This is a genomic window from Azospirillum brasilense (assembly GCF_001315015.1).
Taxonomy (GTDB): Bacteria; Pseudomonadota; Alphaproteobacteria; order Azospirillales; family Azospirillaceae; genus Azospirillum; species Azospirillum brasilense.
Map to the genome: position 1 here is coordinate 813,829 of NZ_CP012914.1, position 19,213 is coordinate 833,041.

At 69.6% G+C, this 19,213-nt stretch carries 14 protein-coding genes; 6 read left to right on the forward strand and 8 right to left on the reverse strand.

What is annotated here, in order from left to right; all coding sequences use genetic code 11:
* Positions 1–11 precede the first annotated feature (11 nt).
* The 3 genes from AMK58_RS03705 to AMK58_RS03715 all read right to left on the reverse strand — a co-directional run bounded on the left by AMK58_RS03705 (position 12) and on the right by AMK58_RS03715 (position 4,326).
* Entirely contained in the window at positions 12–860 is an 849-nt protein-coding gene (locus AMK58_RS03705) for an NAD kinase (RefSeq protein ID WP_079285113.1), read from the reverse strand.
* Between the two features lie 174 nt (positions 861–1,034).
* Positions 1,035–2,060, reverse strand: a complete 1,026-nt coding sequence (gene moaA, locus AMK58_RS03710; protein ID WP_014241273.1) for a GTP 3',8-cyclase MoaA — start codon at positions 2,058–2,060, stop codon at positions 1,035–1,037.
* Positions 2,061–2,256: 196 nt separating this feature from the next.
* A complete protein-coding gene (locus AMK58_RS03715) occupies positions 2,257–4,326 on the reverse strand; it encodes a 4Fe-4S binding protein (RefSeq protein WP_035675542.1) in 2,070 nt (689 codons plus the stop codon).
* Positions 4,327–4,484: 158 nt separating this feature from the next.
* Between AMK58_RS03715 and AMK58_RS03720 the strand changes: the two genes are divergently transcribed.
* Positions 4,485–5,048 (forward strand): GNAT family N-acetyltransferase, encoded by a 564-nt coding sequence (locus AMK58_RS03720; protein ID WP_035675540.1) that lies wholly within the window; start codon positions 4,485–4,487, stop codon positions 5,046–5,048.
* Here the strand turns inward: AMK58_RS03720 and AMK58_RS31225 are convergent.
* The 3 genes from AMK58_RS31225 to AMK58_RS03735 form a co-directional block, all read right to left on the reverse strand.
* A complete protein-coding gene (locus tag AMK58_RS31225; RefSeq protein WP_236778168.1) occupies positions 5,045–6,955 on the reverse strand; it encodes a response regulator in 1,911 nt (636 codons plus the stop codon). The genes AMK58_RS03720 and AMK58_RS31225 overlap by 4 nt on opposite strands.
* A gap of 112 nt (positions 6,956–7,067) precedes the next feature.
* The gene (locus tag AMK58_RS03730) at positions 7,068–7,550 is read right to left on the reverse strand and encodes an MmcB family DNA repair protein (RefSeq protein ID WP_035675493.1); all 483 of its coding nucleotides are present in this window, start codon (positions 7,548–7,550) and stop codon (positions 7,068–7,070) included.
* 106 nt (positions 7,551–7,656) lie between these two features.
* The gene (locus tag AMK58_RS03735) at positions 7,657–8,805 is read right to left on the reverse strand and encodes a sensor histidine kinase (protein ID WP_236778169.1); all 1,149 of its coding nucleotides are present in this window, start codon (positions 8,803–8,805) and stop codon (positions 7,657–7,659) included.
* 435 nt (positions 8,806–9,240) lie between these two features.
* Here AMK58_RS03735 and AMK58_RS03740 point away from each other — a divergent pair, with 435 nt between their 5' ends.
* From AMK58_RS03740 to AMK58_RS03755, 4 genes are all read left to right on the forward strand, one after another.
* On the forward strand, positions 9,241–10,716 hold the full coding sequence (locus AMK58_RS03740; protein ID WP_059398635.1) for a hybrid sensor histidine kinase/response regulator: 1,476 nt from the start codon (positions 9,241–9,243) through the stop codon (positions 10,714–10,716).
* Positions 10,717–10,960: 244 nt separating this feature from the next.
* Complete coding sequence (locus AMK58_RS03745) at positions 10,961–13,201, forward strand: sensor histidine kinase (RefSeq protein ID WP_051140343.1); 2,241 nt, start codon at positions 10,961–10,963, stop codon at positions 13,199–13,201.
* Between the two features lie 574 nt (positions 13,202–13,775).
* Positions 13,776–15,230: a bifunctional enoyl-CoA hydratase/phosphate acetyltransferase gene (locus tag AMK58_RS03750; RefSeq protein WP_059398636.1), complete on the forward strand. Its 1,455-nt coding sequence runs from the start codon at positions 13,776–13,778 to the stop codon at positions 15,228–15,230.
* A gap of 14 nt (positions 15,231–15,244) precedes the next feature.
* On the forward strand, positions 15,245–16,453 hold the full coding sequence (locus AMK58_RS03755) for an acetate/propionate family kinase (protein WP_059398637.1): 1,209 nt from the start codon (positions 15,245–15,247) through the stop codon (positions 16,451–16,453).
* Positions 16,454–16,549: 96 nt separating this feature from the next.
* Here AMK58_RS03755 and AMK58_RS03760 read toward each other — a convergent pair whose 3' ends face one another.
* Positions 16,550–16,906 (reverse strand): hypothetical protein, encoded by a 357-nt coding sequence (locus tag AMK58_RS03760; protein WP_035675486.1) that lies wholly within the window; start codon positions 16,904–16,906, stop codon positions 16,550–16,552.
* A 437-nt stretch (positions 16,907–17,343) separates the two neighbouring features.
* On the opposite strand from AMK58_RS03760, the gene AMK58_RS03765 reads away from it, so the two are divergent.
* The gene (locus AMK58_RS03765) at positions 17,344–17,784 is read left to right on the forward strand and encodes a CBS domain-containing protein (protein ID WP_035675484.1); all 441 of its coding nucleotides are present in this window, start codon (positions 17,344–17,346) and stop codon (positions 17,782–17,784) included.
* A 70-nt stretch (positions 17,785–17,854) separates the two neighbouring features.
* Here AMK58_RS03765 and AMK58_RS03770 read toward each other — a convergent pair whose 3' ends face one another.
* Positions 17,855–19,129, reverse strand: coding sequence for a hypothetical protein (locus AMK58_RS03770; protein WP_035675482.1), 1,275 nt, complete (start codon positions 19,127–19,129; stop codon positions 17,855–17,857).
* Positions 19,130–19,213: the final 84 nt, after the last annotated feature.

The window sequence follows — 19,213 nt, forward strand, 5'->3', positions numbered from 1 at the left end:
GGGCAGGGGCGTTACGGCGAGAACTGCTCCTTCAGAATCCGTTCCTCGAAGTTCAGCTCCGGGTCGAACAGCAGGGTCAGCGCGACGTCGCGCGCTTCCTCCACATCGACGCGGATGACCTCGCGCACCTCGGTCGAGTCGGCCACGGCGCTGACCGGGCGCTTGACCTCCTCCAGGATGTCCACGGTGATCTTGGAGCTGTGCGGCAGCAGCGCGCCGCGCCACCGCCGCGGCCGGAAGGAACTGATGGGCGTCAGGGCCAGCACCCCGGCGCCCAGCGGGATGATTGGCCCGTGGGCCGACAGGTTGTAGGCGGTGCTGCCGGCGGGGGTGGCGACCAGCACGCCGTCGCAGATCAGCTCCGGCAGGCGGACGACGCCGTCCACGGTGATGCGGAGCTTCGAGGCCTGCCGCGTCTCGCGCAGCATCGACACCTCGTTGATGCCCAGCGCCTCCACCTGCTCGCCGTTGCACCGGGTGGCCCTCATGCGCAGGGGGTGCAGCTTGACGCTCTGAGCGCTGGCCAGCCGCTCGGCCAGTTCGTCTTCGCGGAAGACGTTCAGCAGGAAGCCGACCGATCCCCGGTTCATGCCGTAGACCGGCGGCGGGTTCTGCCCGTCGCGCTTCAGCGCGCGGTGCAGCGTCTCCAGCAGAAAACCGTCGCCGCCCAGCGCCACGACGACGTCGGCGTCCTCCAGCGGCGCGTTGCCGTAGCGATGGACCAGCCGGGTGCGCGCCCGCATCGCCTCCTCCGTGTTCGCCGCGCAGAAGGCGATGCGGAGGTCGGCGGGCTTGCGGGGATCGGGCGCCAGCGGGTCCAGGGTCGGATCGGCGGGCAGCTTGGCAGCGGTTTCGGTCATGTCACGGGGACCATAGCGCAGAGTGCCCGGTTGCAGAAGGCCGCTTCGGTCGAGGGGAGGAGATGCGCTTCTTCCGGACGCATCGCCATGCGCAACCCCCTCACCCTCCCCACGCCTGCGGCGCGGGTCCCCTCCCTCTCCCCGGAGGGGCGAGGGCGTCCGGCGGAATGGGGGTCATCCGCCGGTCACGCTCATGTGGCGGGGGACCGCCGGGCCCTGGTGGCGACGGTCGATGATGAAGTCGTGGCCCTTGGGCTTGCGGGCGATGGCGTCGCGCACCGCCTGGACCAGCAGCCCGTCGTCGTCGCTGAGGCGCAGCGGGGTGCGCAGGTCGGCGGCATCCTCCTGGCCCAGGCACATGTAGAGGGTGCCGGTGCAGGTCAGCCGCACGCGGTTGCAGCTTTCGCAGAAATTGTGGGTCAGCGGCGTGATGAAGCCGATGCGCCCGCCGGTCTCGGCCACCCGCACGTAGCGGGCCGGGCCGCCGGTGCGGTAATCGATCTCGTCCAGCGTCCAGCGCTTGGCCAGCTCCGCCCGTACGAGGCTGAGCGGCAGATACTGGTCGAGCCGCGCCTCGTCGCCGATCTCGCCCATCGGCATGACCTCGATGAAGGTCAGATCGAAGCCCTGCTCGCCGCACCAGCCGACCAGCCGGTGGAACTCGTCGTCGTTCACGCCCTTCAGCGCGACCGTGTTGATCTTGACTTGGAGCCCCGCCTCCTTGGCGGCCTGGAGCCCACCGAGGACCTTGTCCAGCCGGCCCCAGCGGGTGATCGCCTGGAACTTGTGGGGGTCGAGCGTGTCCAGCGACACGTTGATCCGGCGCACCCCGGCCTCCACCAGATCGCCGGCATACTTGAAGAGCATGGTGCCGTTGGTGGTCAGCGTCAGCTCGTCCAGGTCGCCGGCCTTCACATGGCGGCCCAGGCTGTGGATCAGCTCGTGGATGCCCTTGCGGACCAGCGGCTCGCCGCCGGTCAGGCGCAGCTTGCGGGTGCCCAGCTTGACGAAGGCGGAACAGACGCGGTCGATCTCCTCCAGCGTCAACACTTCCGCCTTGGGCAGGAAGCTCATGTCCTCCGCCATGCAATAGACGCAGCGGAGATCGCAGCGGTCGGTGACGGACACGCGCAGATAGCTGACGGTCCGCCCGAAAGGATCGACGAGCGGGGCGGCGGCGGTCGGCGGAACGGTCGTCATCGTCAGGCTTCTCCCCAAGGGGGTGCGTGTCATGCAGTCCGGGCGGTGATTATGGCCCCGAACCCGATCCTGATATATAGGTCCGAGTTGCGGATTTTTCGCCACCTGGAATTTCAGGCGCAGCAGACCACGGCGCGCGGAGCCGGGACTTGACGGGGATCAAATCCCGACGCCGTGCGCGTTCCGGCGGTGGCGCTCAGTGGACGCTGCCGCCGTCCGGGCCACCCTCCTTGCCGTTCTGGGCCAGTTCCCGCTCGCGAAGATAGTCCTCGGTCGTGCGCGGCGCGCGCGGGGCACCGAGCGCGAAGGGCGAGTCGCCCCGCTCGAACTGGTCCACCACGCGACAGTCGCCGCACATGCGCATGCGGTCGGCCGCCTCCGGCGTGGCGAACATGGCGTGCCGCCCGGCGAGCACCGCGACGATCTTGTCGATCGAGGACTTGGTGGCGAAGGGCTTGCCGCACTTGACGCAGCAGAAGGGCTCCTCCTCCTTCAGCACCCTGGCGCCGCGGGCGCTGTCGCGGAAATCGATCTCCGGAACCAGCGCGATGACCTTCTCCGGACAGGTCGTCTTGCACAGGCCGCACTGCACGCAGGCGTCCTGCGAGAAGGACAGCATCGGCTTGTCGGCGTTGTCGAGCAGCGCCCCGGTCGGGCAGGCGCCGACGCAGGACAGGCAGAGCGTGCAGCCCTCCACCATCACCTGCACCCGCCCGAAGGGGGCGCCCGGCGGCAGCGGCAGGACCTCCACCGGCTCCGGCGCGACCTTGTGCAGGTGGCGCAGCGCCAGCATGGTCACGGTGCGCTTCCCGCCCATCGGCAGGAAGGTGCCGGGGGCGGGAGCGCCCTCGCGCGGCAGGTCCCACAGCTCGGCGGCGACCGCGTCGGGGTCCTGGGCATCGATGATCGACACCCGGCCCGAGCCGTAGCCCAGACCCGACATCGCCGTCTCGGCGAGGCCGATCTGGCTGGCCAGCCCGACGGTCTCGCCGGCGTTGCCCGGCCCGACGAGGACGCGCACCCGCGCCGCGCCGTAGGCGAGCGCCGCCGCGAACACGTCGAAGCCGAGCTGGGTCACCTCGTTCACCGCGAAGGGCAGGACGCGGGCCGGCAGGCCGCGCCCGTAGCGCGCGATCAGCGAGATCATTTCGTCACCATGCCGCGGGTCGTGGACGAGCAGCACCGGTTCCGTCCCGCCGGCCTTGGCGTAGGAGGAGAGCAGCGTGCGCAGCCGCTCGTAGACCGTCTGGAGCGGCGGCAGGGCGTAGGTGCTGGCCCCCGTCGGGCAGACCGAGGCGCAGGAGCCGCAGCCGGCGCAGATGTGCGGGTCGATCGCCACATGGTCGCCGTTCGGCGTGATGGCGCCGGTCGGGCAGACCTCCAGGCAGCGGGTGCAGCCGGTCTTGCGGCTGCGCGAATGGGCGCAAAGGTCGGCCTTGAAATCGATGTAGCGCGGCTTCTCGAACTCGCCGACCAGATCGGCGGCCTCGAACACCGCCTTGGCGACGGCGGCGGGGTTGTCGGGGTCGGGGCGCAGGTAGCCGTCGCGCTTCCCGTGCGCCGGGAACAGCGGCGCGCCGCCGGTCAGGTCCACGATGACGTCGCAGCGCGAGGCGGCGCCCTGCCGCGGCGGCTCGAAGCCGAGGACGGCGCGCGAGGCCGGGATGGCCGGGGCGTAGTCGTCCACCACGATCTCGAAATTGCCGAGCCAGCCCTTGGCGGCGCGGATGGTTCCTTTGAAGACCGGCACGTCCATGACGCGCGGCGGGGCGACATCCTTGGGGGATTTCAGCAGCACGGTGACGTCCAGGCTGCCGGACAGCTGCCGGGCCACCTCGATGGCGCGCTCGTCGGTGCCATAGACCAGCGCGGTGCCTTCCGACGCCAGAGTAATCGTGCCGGTCGGCGGGATGTCCATGGCCGCCTCGGCCAGCAGCGCGGCGATCTTCGGCCCGGCCAATGCGCCCTCGTCCGACCAGCCGGCGCGCTCGCGGATGTTGGTGAAGGCCAAGGTGGCGTCAGGACTGTCCTGGGCGGCGATCTCCGCGAACAGCGGGGCCTCCTGGGTGCAGGCGACGAGCAGCGGGGCGCCCTCCGCCACGCGCGCCTCGAACCGGTCGAGCTGGGTGCGGCAAAGCTGGGTGGCGACGGACAGATCGCCCTCCGCCCCCGCCGCGGCCCCGCAGGCCCTGGCCAACGCCTTGCCGTCGATCGCCATGCTGTGGACGCAATCGCAGACGAGCACCGTCCGGCCGTTGATCTTCATCGCTTCCAACCCCTTGCCCTGAAAAGACCTGCCCTAAAGCCCTGTTGCACACAGCGCGTTCCAGTTCTGTACATATCGGCTGGGTGGCACGGTTGCGACAGCAAAATGCGTGCGGCAGGATGGTCGTCCACCCCTTCATCCGTCGGACCCGTTTCCCCATGACCAGCGCCCCCACCGTCCGCGACGCCCGCATCGAGGACGTCCCCGCCTTCCAGCGGATCTACGAGCACCATGTCCTTCATGGCGTCGGCACCTTCGAGGAGGAGCCGCCCGACGTGGCGGAGCTGGAAGGGCGCTTCCGCGCCATCACCGGCGCCGGCTTGCCCTGGCTGGTCGCAGAGCGCGACGGCCTGATCCTGGGTTACGCCTACGGCAGCGCCTACCACGTCCGCTCCGCCTACCGCTTCACCATTCAGGATTCCGTCTACATCGCGGAGGAGGCGCGCGGCCAGGGCCTCGGGCGCCTGCTGCTCCAGGCGCTGATCGACCGCTGTGTGGAGCAGGGCTACCACCAGATGGTGGCGCTGGTCGGCGGATCGGAGAACGCCGGCTCCATCGGGCTGCACGCCGCGTTGGGCTTCCGCACCTGCGGCGTGGTCGAGGCCGTCGGGCTGAAGTTCGGGCGCTGGCTGGACGTGGTCATGATGCAGAAGGACCTGGGGGCGGGGCGGTCGGACATTCCGCAGGGTGTGGGGCCGAGTCAGCCGGTGGCGGTGCGTTAGCCGCCGTCGCTCCACCGGTCCAGCGCGGCGAGCGCCGGAGGAACGGCGTCGTCCAGCGCACGGCATAGGGCGTCGGGATCGCCCTCGCCGGTGTCCAGGGCGCGCTCCAGAGCCTGAGCCGCGCCCCGCAGCGCCATACAGCCGTAAATGCCGGCGACCCCGGCAATCTTGTGGGCCATGGCCCCGGCGGTCGCCCGGTCGTCGGCGTTCCAGGCCTGCTCCAGCGCGGCGTGGTAGCCGCGCAGCGTGACGAGGGTGTTGGTCACCAGGGTGGCGACCCGCTCCGCCGGCAGATGCTCGCGCATCTGGCGGATGGCGTCCTCATCGAACACGGGAAGGCCGGGTTCGCCGTCCGGCGGAGGGGGCATGTCCGCCAGCGCGGACGCGACGCCGGTGCCGGAGGATCGGTGGTCCAGCAGGGCGTCCAGCGCGGACAGGCGCAGCGGCTTTTCCAGGACGGCGTCGGCCCCCGCCGCCCGGCAGCGCTCCGCCGCGCCGGGCACGGCGGAGGCGGTCAGCGCCACGATGCGCAGTCCCGCCGTGTTTCCGGCGCCATCGGAAAGGGCGCGGATGCGGCGGGTCGCCTCGATCCCGTCCATGTCCGGCATCTGCACGTCCATCAGGACGAGGTCGTAGGGCTCCCGCTCCACCGCCGCCAGAGCGGCCCGGCCGTCGCCCACCACCGTCACCTCGTGACCGGCGCGGCGGAGCAGCGCGGCCGCAGCCTGCTGGCTGACCGGCTCGTCCTCCGCCAGCAGGACGCGCAGCGAAGACCCCTCGTTCGTCGCGCCGGTCCGCTCCGTCTTGTCCGGATCGGGCTGCGCGGTGCGCCGGGCGCGGGCCTGCGCGACGCCCAGACCGACCGCGAAGACCGCCAGCCCGGTGAGCAGCCCGACCCCGGCGGGGGCGGCGGTGGACAATTCAGCCCCCGCCCGCGGGGTGTTCGGTGCGTCCAACCCATCCCGCAAACCGTCCCGCAGGGCCAGCGCGCCACGGCCGGCCCGCTGGGCGAGGTCGCTGGCGGTGCCGCGCAGCAGCGTGGCGATCCCCGCCGCCTTGGCGGTCAGCGCCTCCCGCTCCTGCCGCAGGTCGAAGACGTTCTGCTCGTCCATTCCCAGCGCGACGAGCTGGCGCGCGGCGTCGGCGCGGCGGGGGCTGGCGGCATCGATCGGCAGATCGTTCAGAGCGTCGAACAGCGCCCCCGTGGCCTTGCGGAATTCGGCCCGTGCCGAGGCGGCCGAAGCCGAGACCGTCCCGGTGGCGAGCAGCCGGAGAGCCACCGTCTGCCGTGAGCCGTCGATCCGGCGCATGGTTTCGTCGTCCGGTGACGACGTGCGCAGGGTGGCGAGCGCCTCCGCCAGCGCCTCGCTGCGGTCCGCCACCTGTTCGATGAGGTCCTGAAGGCTGCGCTGAACGGCCAGACGGCGCTCCACCGTGGCGTTCAGCTCGTCCGCTTCCGCGCGGATGGCCAAGGCGGCAAACCGCAGTTCCGCGCGCCAGTCCCGTGGCAGAGCCTCCAATGTGGAGGCGAGGCGGTGCGTCCTCTGGCGCAGCGCGTTGTGGGCGGTCAACTGGCGCTGGGCGGTGCCGGCCGCTTCCAGCTCGGCCGCGTCGGCGGACAGCCCGGCGGCCAACTCCGCGATGCGCATGAGGTCGAGCGCCTCATCCAGGCTGCGGGCGGCTTGGCCGCGGGCGCGGGCGTCCGTCTCGGCCAGAGCGAGCCACGTGGATCCGCCGGCGCTGGCACCGGTCAGCAGCGCGGCCAGGGCCAGCGCACCAACCCAAGGCGTACCGATCCGGGGCGCGCTGAGCCACGGTGCTCCAACCCAGGGAGCGGCCAGCCGTGAAATCCGGCGCTCTCGGCGCATTTCCGCCGTGGTGGATGGGCTGGCATCCTGTGCGTGCATGTCCGCCCGACGATTCCCGTTCCTGGCGGAGCTTACACCGGCTTGGCAAGGGTTTGCCATGGGACTTCGGTCATGCCCGACAATCGCGCATTGGAGAGTCGAACTGGGGCAGTCACACCGGCGAGGTGGCCTGGGTCCAGGACGGGTCCTCGATCCGGTGCAGGCGTCCGGCCCCGGTCAGCGCGGCGCGCAGGGTCAACGCCTTGCGCCGTGCTGGGGCCAGCCGGTGTTCCGGCGCCTCGCGCAGGATTTCCGCGCCGTAGGCGTCGGCCACCATCAGGCCGCAGTCGTCGGGAATCAGTTCCGGCGGAAAGGCGTCGTCCACGGCGAAGTAGAAGGCGTCGCACCAGTCCCGGTACTCCGGCCATTTCTGGTCGGAGCGGAAGTCGGCCACGCAGCTTTTCACCTCGACGATGATGACGGTGCCCGCGCCGTCCATCGCCAGGACGTCGGCGCGGCGCCCGCTGGCCAACCGGAACTCCGCCATGCTGACGAAGCCGCGCGCGGCCAGCGCCCGGCGCACCCCACGGAAGATCGGGACGGCACCGCCCGCCGAGAGCGGCGGCTCGTCGCCTTGCAACAGGATATCAGCCATTATAAACGGAACAGTTCAAGAACGAAACGGCACAATGACCCGGCTTCGCGGCTTTGCCAAGGGACTTCTGCCGAATCCGGGCCGCGCGAAAGGGGCAGGCGCGGGTTCAAGCCATGCCGAGGGGAGCACCATGTGAGGCGGCGTGAGGCAGGCTGCGCCGAGGCGGGAACATCAGAATGGCGGTCGTGCCGGCGCCGGGCTCGCTGTACAGGTCCAGGCGTCCGCCGTGCATCTCCATCAGCCGCTTGACCACGGGAAGGCCGATGCCGGTCCCGGTGGTGCCGCGGGGAACGGACATGTCGGCGCTGCCGAAGGGTTCCAGGACGCGGGCCATCTCGTCCTCGGCGATGCCGGCCCCGGTGTCGGCCACCATCAGCCCGATCCCGCCGTCCGGCATGGGGCTGGCCGACAGCATCACCTGCCCGCCCGACGGGGTGAACTTCACCGCGTTCGACAGCAGGTTGGTCAGCATCCGCTGAAGCGCCCGGGCGTCGCCGTAAAGCAGGGGCAGGTCGCCGGACAGATCCTCCCCGATGTCGACACCGCGGGCCGCGGCCTTGTCGCCCACCTGGGCCAGCGCCTGACGGGCGGCGTCGGCCACGTTGATGGCCTCCTCCTGCATTTCCGTCCGCGGGGTCTCGCTCTGCGACAGGTCGAGGATGCCGTCGATCAGCGACAGAAGATGCGTGCCGCTGGCGTGGATGTCCGCGGCGTAGCTGTGGTAGCGGGGGGAGCCGAGCGGGCCGAAGGTCTCCGCCAGCAGCACTTCGGAAAAGCCCAGCACCGCGTTCAGGGGGGTGCGCAGCTCATGACTCATATGCGCCAGGAATTCCGCCTTCGCCCGGTGCGCACGGTCCGATTCCGGCACGGCGGGAACCTCGGGACCAAGTTCCACGAGGGTCACGCAGACGGATGGCGCAGCGATGCCGGCGTCGAACGGGGCCGCGGCGATCCGCCAGCGTGCGCCGCCGGGCGCCGTCACCAGGCGTCGCACCGCCTGCTTTTCCGCCAGGCAATCGGCCAGGCAGGCGAACAGGCCGGCCTCTTCGCCATCCTGAAGATCGTCCGCGCGCAGCCGGCGCCCGGCCAGGGCATGCCCGAACAGCCGCTCCGCGGCGCGGTTGGCCGTCAGCCATTCGAAGTCACCGATGGCGCCCGTGGCGTCGTGGACAGCGGCCAACACGCCCATTCCGTCGGCAAGGGCCGCCATCGCGGCACCGGCCAGCGCGTCGCCGGTCAGGCCCGTCCCCCCCACGCCCGGCCGCGCACCGTCCAAGAGCGCAGGATGCCCCGCGCCAGCCGGCGTCGCCGCCTCCGGTCGTCGGTCGCGGAAAGGGGTTTCGATCACGGCATCCATTGGTCGCATAGTCGAAAAGATTCGAGAAACATGCAACCGGCAAATTGCGACAATCAATCGCGTTATTGTGAGGTTCCGTTGTCAGTTTAGCGCCTTTTCTTGACTTTTATATAAAAATCTACAGAAATGTTCGGGTGGTCAGCGGCTTTGAGACGGGGTGCCGGATGCCCTGCGGCCCGATCGTCTTCCAACGGGTCGGCTTCAAAGGGGTCGGCTTCAAGGGGGTCGGACGAACGGCGGGCTTGATCCTGGACGCCGCTTCCGTAGCCTGGATTGCACGGAGCCGTTTCCGATCGCCAGGAAACCGCGTGCACGCAGTGGGGGACGCCGCCCGTGACGAGCAAAGGAGCTTATCGGCAAGGCGCGGGACGGCGTGGCGCGGTCCTGGTCTTCGACGCCGACGACCGGCTGTCCGCCTGGAACGAGGAGGCGGAGGCGCTGCCCGGCGCCGGTCGTCTTCTGGTCCAGGGCGCTCTGCCGGAAACGCTGGCCCCTCTTTTCCGCGGCCTGCCGCCCGGCCACACGGTCACTGACTGGCCGCTCAGCGGCGGCGGGTTTGTCCGCCGCACCGCCGGAGAGGGCGCCGCAGATGAGGGCGTCTCCGGGAACGGGGCTGCGGCGGGGGCCGACCTGTCGGGCCGCCTGTTCGCCGCGGCCAGCCATGACCTGCGCCAACCGCTGGCTGCCCTGTCGCTGCTCTTGGGGGCGCTGGAAGGGCGCCTCGACGGGACGGCGGTCGGCGGCGGGAAGAGCGCGGCCGGGCGGGGAAGCGCCCCGGCCGACCCGGCGGCGCGCGACCTGCTGAATGCCATGGGCAACGCGGTGCAGTCGCTGCGCGGCATGGTGGACGGGCATTTCGACCTCGTACGGCTGGAGGCCGGTCTGGTGCAGCCGGACATCGGCGCGCCCGTGGTCAACGGCATCCTGACGCGGATGGCGCTGGACGCGGCCCCGCGCTTCGACGGGCGCGGGCTGCGCTTTTCGGTGCTGCCCTGCTCGGTGCGGGTCGCCACCGACGCCTCGCTTCTGGAGCGCATTCTCCAGGGATTCATCGCCAACACCCTGCGTCACACCGAGCGTGGGCGGGTGGTTCTCGGTTGCCGCCGCCAGGGGGCCGACCTGCGGATCGAGCTGTGGTCCACCGGTCGCGGCCTGCTGCCCGAACAGCTGCGCACCCTGCGGGAGGAACTCCAGCGCCCGGACGGGGCGGGCGATCCGTCGGTGATAGACCTCGGGTTGCGGCTGGCCTGCGGGCTGGCGCGGCGGCTGGGGCACCGGCTGGAGGTGGATTCGGCGCCCGGCCGCGGCACCATGCTGGCGGTTCTGGTGCCGCGGGCCGCGGACGGCGCGGATGAGCCGCCGGCGTTCGCGGAGCCCGCCGGGCCTGCCGGAGTCAACGCCACGACCCCCGGCGAGGATGTCAGCCGCGCCCGCGTGCTGGTCATCGAGGACGACCCGATGGTGCTGGAGGCGTTGGGCGCGCTGCTCGGGCAATGGGGTTGCGCGGTGGTCGCCGCGGACTCGGTGGACGCCGCGCTGGAACGGCTGGGCCCTGGTCCGCAGGTTCCCGACCTCGTCATCTCCGACTTGCGGCTGAAGGGGGCGATGAACGGGATCGTCGCCATCCGTCAGATCGGCAAGGCGCTCGACGCGACGCTGCCCGGACTGATCCTGACCGGAGACACCGATCCGATGCGCCTGCGCGAGGCGCGCCTGTCGGGCTATCCGCTGCTGCACAAGCCGGTGGCGCCGATGGCCCTGCGGGGCGCCGTGGCGCGGCTTCTCGGCCGCGAGCGCCTGAAGTCCTGAGGAGGTTTCGCGTCGCTGCCGGTGCTTGGGCGCGGCGTTGCGCGCTGTATTGCAGAATTGACATCGAAATGAGAGCGCAATCCCTCTGCAAATGACAATCAATAGTCGGGGCGCTCCGTGTCCTCGCCGGAACCGACTATCCATTTGGGAGGATAAGGGCTTTTCCATTAACGAGGTGCCGGGCCGCTTGCTATAGTCGGATGATCCGACGATTTTGGTAAAAACACCGCTGGGAACGGGTGCAATGCCGCTGCTGGACAGAAGGAGGCGGGTCTCGTTTGCGGTTCCGGTGCTGGTCGCCGCGGGGCTGACGCTGACCTTTGGCGCCTTTTTCCAGATGCGCGCCGCCAACCGGGAGGCGGAACGCACGCAGCACGAGCGGCAGTTCGCCCAGTTCCATGACGCCCTGACGGAGCGGATCGGCAGCCATGCGCTGCTGCTGCGCACGTTGCGCTCGGCCTTTTCGGACCCCCGCCCGGCCACCCGCGACGGCTTCGCGGCGGCGGTCCGGCCGATCATGCCACTCTATCCCGGCCTGTGGTCGGTCGCCTGGGTAAGCCGGGTGTCCTTGGCAGAGGTTCCCGCGCTGGAGGCGGCGATGCGGGCCGCCGGCCGCCGGGACTTCACCGTTCAGAATGCGGGCGAGACAGGGGATGGCGGCCCCGGCATGGCACCGGCGGCCTCCCAGGGGGATCTGTTCGTCAACACGCTGATGGAGCCGGAGCGTGGCGGCGCCTTCGGACAGGGGATCAACATCCTGTCCCTGCCCAACCGGGCGGAGGTGCTGGCGCGGGCCTGCGCGTCGGGCGAACTGACGGCGACGGAGGCGCTGCCGCCGCGTCCGCGGGGGGAGAGCGGACGCAGCATCGTTCTGTATCTTCCCGTTTACCGCTACCCCGTGGACGAGATGGACGGGGCCGACCGCTGTGCGGAGGTCTCCGGCTACGTCTCCTCGGTCTTCGGCATCGCCCGCCTTCTGGAGGAGGCGGGCAACCGTGTGAACGGCCTGCATGGGGCCGTGTTCCTGCTTGACGGGCCGGCGGGCGACGGCGGGCGCGTCCTGGCGTCCCGCGACTTGGCCGTCCCGTCCGCGAACCAGGAGGGCGTTCCCTTCGGAGAGCTTCGCAAGGACGGCGAGGCGGTGCTCGAGCGCGATCTGGTGATCGGCGGGCGGCGTTGGACCTTGGCGCTGGCGATTCCGCCCGAACCGCGGCTGGCCCCGGTGGATTATCCGGCCTGGATCGTGCTGGTGATGGGGCTTCTGCTGACCGGCGCGCTGGCCGGCTACACCCGGCGCGAGGCGCAGGCCAAGCGCTTTCTGGTGACCGAGGCCCGCGCCCGCGCCGCCATGGCCCGCGCGCTGCGCGAAAGCGAGGAACGGTTCCGCATGGCGCTGCGCCATTCGCGGGTCGCCGTCTTCAGCCTGGACCGCAACCTGCGCTACATGTGGATGTACAACCCGCAGACCGGACGGGCGGCGGAAACCTTCATCGGCCGGACCAACGCCGACATCCACGCGCCGGACGACGCGGCGCGGCTGGACGCGGTGAAGCGGGCCGTTCTGGACACCGGAACCGGCTCCCGGCAGGAGGTCCGCGTCGGGGCGGCACCCGGCGTGGAGCAGGTGTTCGACCTGATCGTCGAGCCGTTGAGGGACGAGGCCGGCGGAGTGTCGGGCGTGATCTGCGCCGCCATCGACATTTCCGACGGTGTGCGCATCCGCGAGGCGCTGGCCGAGGCCCATGCCGAGGCGGAGCGGGCCAACCGGGCCAAATCGCGCTTCCTCGCCGCGGCCAGCCACGACCTGCGCCAGCCTTTCCAGGCCATGAGCCTGTTCCACCATATCCTGACCGCCCGGCTGTCCGACGCCAAGCAGATGGAGGTGGCCGGCAAGCTGGGGGAAGCGATCGCCGCCGGCAACACGCTGCTCAACACGCTGCTCGACACCTCCGCGCTGGAGGCCGGCAACGTCAAGCCGCGCCCCACCGTCTTCCCGTTCCAGGACATCGCCGACCGGCTGAACCGCGAATTCGCGGAGCAGGCGTCCGGCAAGGGCATGGTCCTGCGCATGGTGCCGACCTCCGCCTATGTGCTCAGCGATCCGGTGCTGTTGGAGCGCATGGTGCGCAACCTGCTGGTCAACGCGCTGCGCTACGCCGAAGCCGGGACGATCCTGCTGGGCTGCCGACGCCGCGACGGGCACGCGTTGATCGAGGTGTGGGACACCGGGCCGGGCATTCCCGCCGACCAGCTCAAGCTGATCTTCGATGATTTCTACCGCTGCGGGACCGACCAGCGGGACAGCGGGCGCGGGCTGGGGCTGGGGTTGTCCATCGTCCGACGCACCGCGCAGATCCTCGGCCATCAGGTAGACGTGCGGTCCCGCGTGGGCAAGGGCACCGTCTTTTCCATTTCCGTGGTGATGGTCGGCGACCGTCACAACCCATTACCCGAGGAGCCCACCACGTCGGTGGCGAGCGCCTGAGTTTCTTGCCATGCGCACGGCGTGTGTGTGCGCCGCGGAATCGGCAGGGATGGGCGGGTCCTATTTTCAATTTTTCACGGAAAGCTCAACGTTCCGCCAATCCTGCGCTCCAATGCGCAAGGTCTTGCCATGCTGCGCCTGCTCAGTGATACAATGCTGCGCGAGCGGATTGTGTTACCGGAAAGTAAATGGATTCCGTCTTCCGACCGCTTGACATAGGTCATGGGGTGAGACCTTGGGCCGTCGTAAGACCGTGACGGAACGACATTTCCGCCGATCGGCAAGGACGGACGGCGTGGGGGTGCGGCGAGGCGGCGAGATCGGTGGTGACGGAGGGGTGCGACATTGTTGCACCGCAACGGAACCGCGAAATGCGCCACCCTGTCACATCTCTTTCACGGTGCCACGCTATTCAGGGCACCCCGAACCGGCCCCTGGCGGGCGGCCCTTCCCGGGCCGGCCGATCCCGGGGTCCAACAAAAAGGCCGCGGACGACAGGGCGATCCGCAGGCCGGGAGGATTCGGCCCGGGGATCATGCGATTCCGAGCCGCTATCCGATTGAGGAGCTTCTCTATGGACCGTGTTACCGCGCCCGCCACCCCCGACTTCGGCAAGAACGGCTCATCCGCCATGATCGAGAACGTCACCTTCGAGGAAATCCAGATCGGCCAGCAGGCGAGCCTGTCGCGGCGTCTGACCATGTCCGACATCGAGCTGTTCGCCACGGTGTCCGGCGACATCAACCCGGCGCACCTCGACGAGGAGTATGCGGCGGACAGCCAGTTCCACAAGGTGATCGGCCACGGCATGTGGTCGGGCTCGCTGATCTCGGCCGTTCTGGGCACGCTGCTGCCGGGGCCGGGGACGATCTACATGGGCCAGGACCTGCGCTTCAAGCGCCCGGTGGGCCTGGGCGACGTCATCACCGTGACGGTCACCGCCAAGGAGAAGCACAGCGAGAAGAACATCGTCGTCTTCGATTGCGTCGCCCGCAACCAGGACGGCAAGGAGGTCGTCTCCGGCCTCGCCGAGGTGATCGCGCCGACCCGCAAGGTCCGCCGCGCCGCGCACGAGCTGCCGCAGGTCCAGGTCATCCGCCACGACGGCCATGACGAGCTGCTGGGCAAGACGGAATCGCTGCCCCCGGTGCCGACCGCCGTCGTCCATCCCTGCGACGAAAGCTCCCTGAAGGGCGCCGTCGAGGCCGCCGAGGCCAACCTGATCGACCCGGTGCTGATCGGCCCGGCCTCCAAGATCAAGTCGGTCGCCGAGGCCCACGGTCTGGACATCAGCCGTTACCGCATCGTGGACGTGGCGCATTCCCATGCCTCGGCCGAGACCGGCGTCCGGCTGGCCCGCTCCGGCGAGTGCGAGGCGGTGATGAAGGGCAGCCTGCACACCGACGAGCTGATGGCCGAGGTCGTCCGCAAGGAGACCGGCCTGCGCACCGGCCGGCGGCTCAGCCACGTCTTTGTAATGAACGTGCCGACCTACCCGCGCACGCTTCTCATCACCGACGCGGCGATCAACATCTATCCGACGCTGGAAGACAAGGTCGACATCGTCCAGAACGCCATCGACCTCGCCAAGGTGCTGGGCGTCGAGACGCCGCGCGTCGCCATCCTGTCGGCGGTCGAGACCGTGAACCCGAAGATCGCCTCGACGCTGGAAGCGGCGGCGCTGTGCAAGATGGCCGACCGCGGCCAGATCAAGGGCGGCATCCTCGACGGCCCGCTGGCCTTCGACAACGCCATCAGCCTGGAAGCCGCCCGCACCAAGGGCATCGTGTCCGAGGTCGCCGGCCAAGCCGACATCCTGCTGGTTCCCGACCTGGAGGCCGGCAACATGCTGGCCAAGCAGCTCTCCTTCCTGGCCAACTCCGACGCCGCCGGCATCGTGCTCGGCGCCCGCGTGCCGATCATCCTGACCAGCCGCGCCGACAACGTCCGCACCCGCCTCGCCTCCTGCGCCGTGGCCGTCCTGGCCGCCGCCGCTCGCCGCCGTGGCGCCGCCGCCGCGGCCGAGTGAGAGGAGCGACCGTCATGACCAGCCAGAACGCGGGTGGCGGCAACGCCATCCTGGTCATCAACGCCGGTTCCTCCAGCCTGAAATTCTCGGTCTTCCGGGAAAGCGGGGCGGGCGGGCTGCGGGTCACGATCAACGGCCAGATCTCCGGGATCGGCACCGAGCCGAAATTCGAGGCCAAGGACGCCGCCAAGCGTCCGCTGGCCGAGCGGGTCTGGACGGCGGGTGAACCGTCCGACCGCACCGCCCTGCTGGCCTTCCTGCTGGAATGGATCGAAGGGCGGCTGGACGGGGCGAAGCTGCTGGCCGCCGGCCACCGCGTCGTGCATGGCGGCACCCGCCACGCCGCACCGGTGCTGCTGACCCCGGCGGTGATGGAGGAGCTGGAGAGCTTCATCCCGCTGGCGCCGCTGCACCAGCCGCACAACCTCGCCGCCATCCGCGCGCTGGCCGAGGCCCATCCGGAGTTGCCGCAGGTCGCCTGCTTCGACACCGCCTTCCACCGCGGCCAGCCCTGGCAGGCGCAGATGTTCGCCATCCCGCGGGAGCTGACCGACGAAGGCGTACGCCGCTACGGCTTCCACGGCCTGTCCTACGAGTACATCGCCCGCCGCCTGCCGGAACTGGCGCCCGAACTGGCCGACGGCCGGGTGGTGGTCGCCCATCTCGGCAGCGGCGCCAGCATGTGCGCCATCCACGCCGGGCGCAGCGTGGACAGCACCATGGGCTTCACGGCGCTGGACGGGCTGCCCATGGGCACCCGCTGCGGCAACATCGATCCCGGCGTGCTGATCTACCTGATGCGCCAGAAGGGCATGGGCGCCGACGCCATCGAGAAGCTGCTCTACAACAAGTCGGGGCTGCTCGGCGTGTCGGGCCTGTCCAACGACATGCGCGCCCTGCTGGACAGCGAGGACCCGCAAGCCGGGGAGGCGGTGGAGCTGTTCTGCTTCCGCATCGCCAAGGAGACCGGCGCGCTTGCCGCGTCGATGGGCGGCATCGACGCGCTGGTCTTCACCGCCGGCATCGGCGAGCGCTCCGCCCCGGTGCGGGCGCGGGTGGGCGACAAGCTGGCCTGGCTGGGCGTGGTCATCGACCCGGCGGCGAACGAGGCCAACGGCCCGCTGATTTCCGCCCCAACCAGCCGTATCCCCGTCTACGTCATCCCGACCGACGAGGAGCAGATGATCGCCCTGCACAGCCGCAAGGCGCTGGAGACCGCCTGATCGGCGGTCTGTCCGGTGCCGTCGCATGAAGGCTGAATGAAGAAGGCCCGCCGTCGCGACGGCGGGCCTTCCTTCTGTGGGAAGAACGGTCCGTTTTTACAGACCTTTCCAGAGCTTCAGGTATTCGATCAACTTGCGCGTGTGGGCCGGCGGTGGCTGGTGGAAGCGGGCGACGAGGCCGGCCTGCTCGTCCATCTTCACGACGACTCCCCGGCAGGCGAAATCCGAATGTTCCTCGCCATGCCGGAAAAGGATGCGAAAGTCGAACTGCTGCTTGGCGATCAAGTCGCCGTCATAGGGGCGGATGCGGAAAGACCCGAGGACGAACTCCTCCGGCACATATTCGTGACTGTCGATCCGGATGGTCGGAGGATCGGTGGGGCGTTCCTTGGCGGACGCCGTGGAAGCGGCAGTGGATTTGCCTCGTCCGCTCAATTTCGACAACCACGACATGGCGGCCCAGGCCCCTTCCAGACAACATCGTGACAGAACTGCAATTGTCCGGAGTTTCGGACCTATTTCCTTTAATAATGGTTAAGCTTGATCTGCCAGCGAAAATGGTCTGATTTTCCATGCCACAACCACCGCCGCCGCCCAATGGTGAGTGGTTTTGTCGCATGTCACGCCGTCATGGCAACCATGACGTTGCTTTGCGGTGGCTTTGCTCGTCAAGGGGTGGGAAAGTGATTAGCTTTTTCAACACTTGATAAAAAGGTCAGTGGACAGATTTCGCCCGTTTCGGCATTTCGCAAATGCAGCATCTTCTTCGCATCCGCAAATGAACAGCGAAAGGAGGCGGGAGCCGACGACGAGGCGCGGGCGCGGCGGTCCGGCCAACGAAAACAGCCGCCGTGGTCTTCCGAAACATCCGCACTTGGAGGAGGAAAGCCATGATGCATCGCAACATCGGAGATCTTATGAACCGCCGCCGCGTGGTCAGCCTTCCGGCGGGCGCGACGGTGCGGGACGCCGCTCGGCAGATGAAGGCCGCCCATGTGGCGTCCGTCGTGGTCACCGCCTCCATAGACGAACAGATCGAAGGCATCTTCACCGAGCGCGACCTGACCGACCGCGTGGTGGCCGACGGGCTGGACCCGGATCAGACCCGGCTGTCGGAGGTGATGACCCCGTGCCCGGTCACCGCGGCCCACGACATTACGGTGGGCGAGGCGTTGCGCCGGATGGCCGACCATGGGCTGCGCCACCTGCCGGTCGTCCGCGACGGCCGCGTCATCGGCGTCGTGTCCATGCGCGATTTCATGGGCGAGGAGCTGATGCTGATCGAGCACGAGCGCGAGATGATGGACAGCCTGACCGAGGTCATGATGTGACGGCGCGCAACACCTCCCGCGCCCTTCCGGGCGGCGCGGGAGGTGTTGCGCGGTCCTGTCGCGCCAGCTTCTAGCCCAGCTTTTTCAGGGCCGTCTCGACCTTGTCGATCTTGGTCTCGGCCTTGGTCAGGGCGGCGTGCGATTCCTTCAGCCCGTCCAGGGACACCTTCGCCCCGGCGAGCAGCGGGCCGAAGTCGGGGTCCTTGTCGGAAACCATGGACGGGAAGGACTTGCGGGTGCCGGTGATCTCGTTGGCGGCGGCGAGGATCTCCTTCTTCGCCTGGGCGGCCTGCTGGCGCACCTGGGTGATGTAGAAGGTGGCCGTCTTGATCGAGGCCGCCCGCTTGTCGTCCTCCGCCTCTTCGGCGACCATCTGCTCCTGCTGCGCGCGGTCGGCCTGCCCGCCGACGTCGCGGGCGATGTTGTCGTAGAAGGAGTCGGCGTCCTGCGCCCGTTTGGCCAGCTTGCGGCAGCTCGCCAGATAGGTGGCGCGCAGGTCCAGGGCGCCCTTCAGCGCCTGGGCGGCCTCCTTGACGATGCCGGCCGCCTCGGCGGCGGCCTCGGCGGTGTCGTCCTTCAACTGGTCCAGCTTCATGACGATGGCGTCGGCGCGGTCAAAGGCCCCCTGGGCCGGGTCGCGTCCCCCATATTGCTTGGGGTCGAGCTTCATCTTGGCGACGGCGGCCTTGGCTTGGCTGAACAGCTTGGCGGCCTGGACGGCGGTCGCGGCGACCTTCTTGGCCTGGGCGTCCACCGTCTTGGCGGCGGTCTGGACCGCGGCGGCCTGGGCCTTCGCCTCCTTGGCGTTGCCGGCCCCCTGCGCCTCCAGCACGTTGCGCAGCGCGAGGTCGGCGTTGGCGGCGGCCTGGTCGAGCAGCTTGATGTCGGCGTTGGTGGCCTTCAACAGCCCGTCGATCTGCACCGCGACCTTGTCGGCGATGGCGCGGGCGGCCTTGCCCTGCTCCTCGGCCTCCTTGGCCTTCTCCGCCTCGGCGTCCTCGCGCATCTCGGCGATGCGCTCGTTGACGGCCACGCCGGCGCGGCGGCCGATGTCGTCCAGCGCCTGACCGAGCTTCTTCAGCTCCGTCGCGATGGTCGCTACGCCCTCGGCCTTGGCCGACTTCTCCAGCGTCGTCTGATAGGCGGTGGCGCTCTTCACATAGTCGAGCAGCGCCTTCTCCAGTGCCTTCGCGTCGCTCTTGCCGAGCGCGGTGTCGAGCGCCTTGGTCACGTCCTCCAGCCCGGACTTGTGGAAGACGCCCATGAATTTGGCGCTCGGCTTCTTCTTGCCGGTGGCCGTCTCAAACGTCGTCTTGGCGGATTTCCAGTCGCTCGCGAATCCCATGGCGTTCCTCCCCGGATTGGACCGCGGAACGATGGAGCGGACGTGTTGGACCGGCAATCCGGGATGGGTCCATTGCGGATGGGT

Coding starts and splice junctions, on each gene's coding strand:
- AMK58_RS03705 (WP_079285113.1), bottom strand. CDS start 860: ATGACCGAAACCGCTGCCAAGCTGCCCGCCGATCCGACCCTGGACCCG.
- moaA (WP_014241273.1), bottom strand. CDS start 2,060: ATGACGACCGTTCCGCCGACCGCCGCCGCCCCGCTCGTCGATCCTTTC.
- AMK58_RS03715 (WP_035675542.1), bottom strand. CDS start 4,326: ATGAAGATCAACGGCCGGACGGTGCTCGTCTGCGATTGCGTCCACAGC.
- AMK58_RS03720 (WP_035675540.1), top strand. CDS start 4,485: ATGACCAGCGCCCCCACCGTCCGCGACGCCCGCATCGAGGACGTCCCC.
- AMK58_RS31225 (WP_236778168.1), bottom strand. CDS start 6,955: ATGCACGCACAGGATGCCAGCCCATCCACCACGGCGGAAATGCGCCGA.
- AMK58_RS03730 (WP_035675493.1), bottom strand. CDS start 7,550: ATGGCTGATATCCTGTTGCAAGGCGACGAGCCGCCGCTCTCGGCGGGC.
- AMK58_RS03745 (WP_051140343.1), top strand. CDS start 10,961: ATGCCGCTGCTGGACAGAAGGAGGCGGGTCTCGTTTGCGGTTCCGGTG.
- AMK58_RS03750 (WP_059398636.1), top strand. CDS start 13,776: ATGGACCGTGTTACCGCGCCCGCCACCCCCGACTTCGGCAAGAACGGC.
- AMK58_RS03755 (WP_059398637.1), top strand. CDS start 15,245: ATGACCAGCCAGAACGCGGGTGGCGGCAACGCCATCCTGGTCATCAAC.
- AMK58_RS03760 (WP_035675486.1), bottom strand. CDS start 16,906: ATGTCGTGGTTGTCGAAATTGAGCGGACGAGGCAAATCCACTGCCGCT.
- AMK58_RS03765 (WP_035675484.1), top strand. CDS start 17,344: ATGATGCATCGCAACATCGGAGATCTTATGAACCGCCGCCGCGTGGTC.
- AMK58_RS03770 (WP_035675482.1), bottom strand. CDS start 19,129: ATGGGATTCGCGAGCGACTGGAAATCCGCCAAGACGACGTTTGAGACG.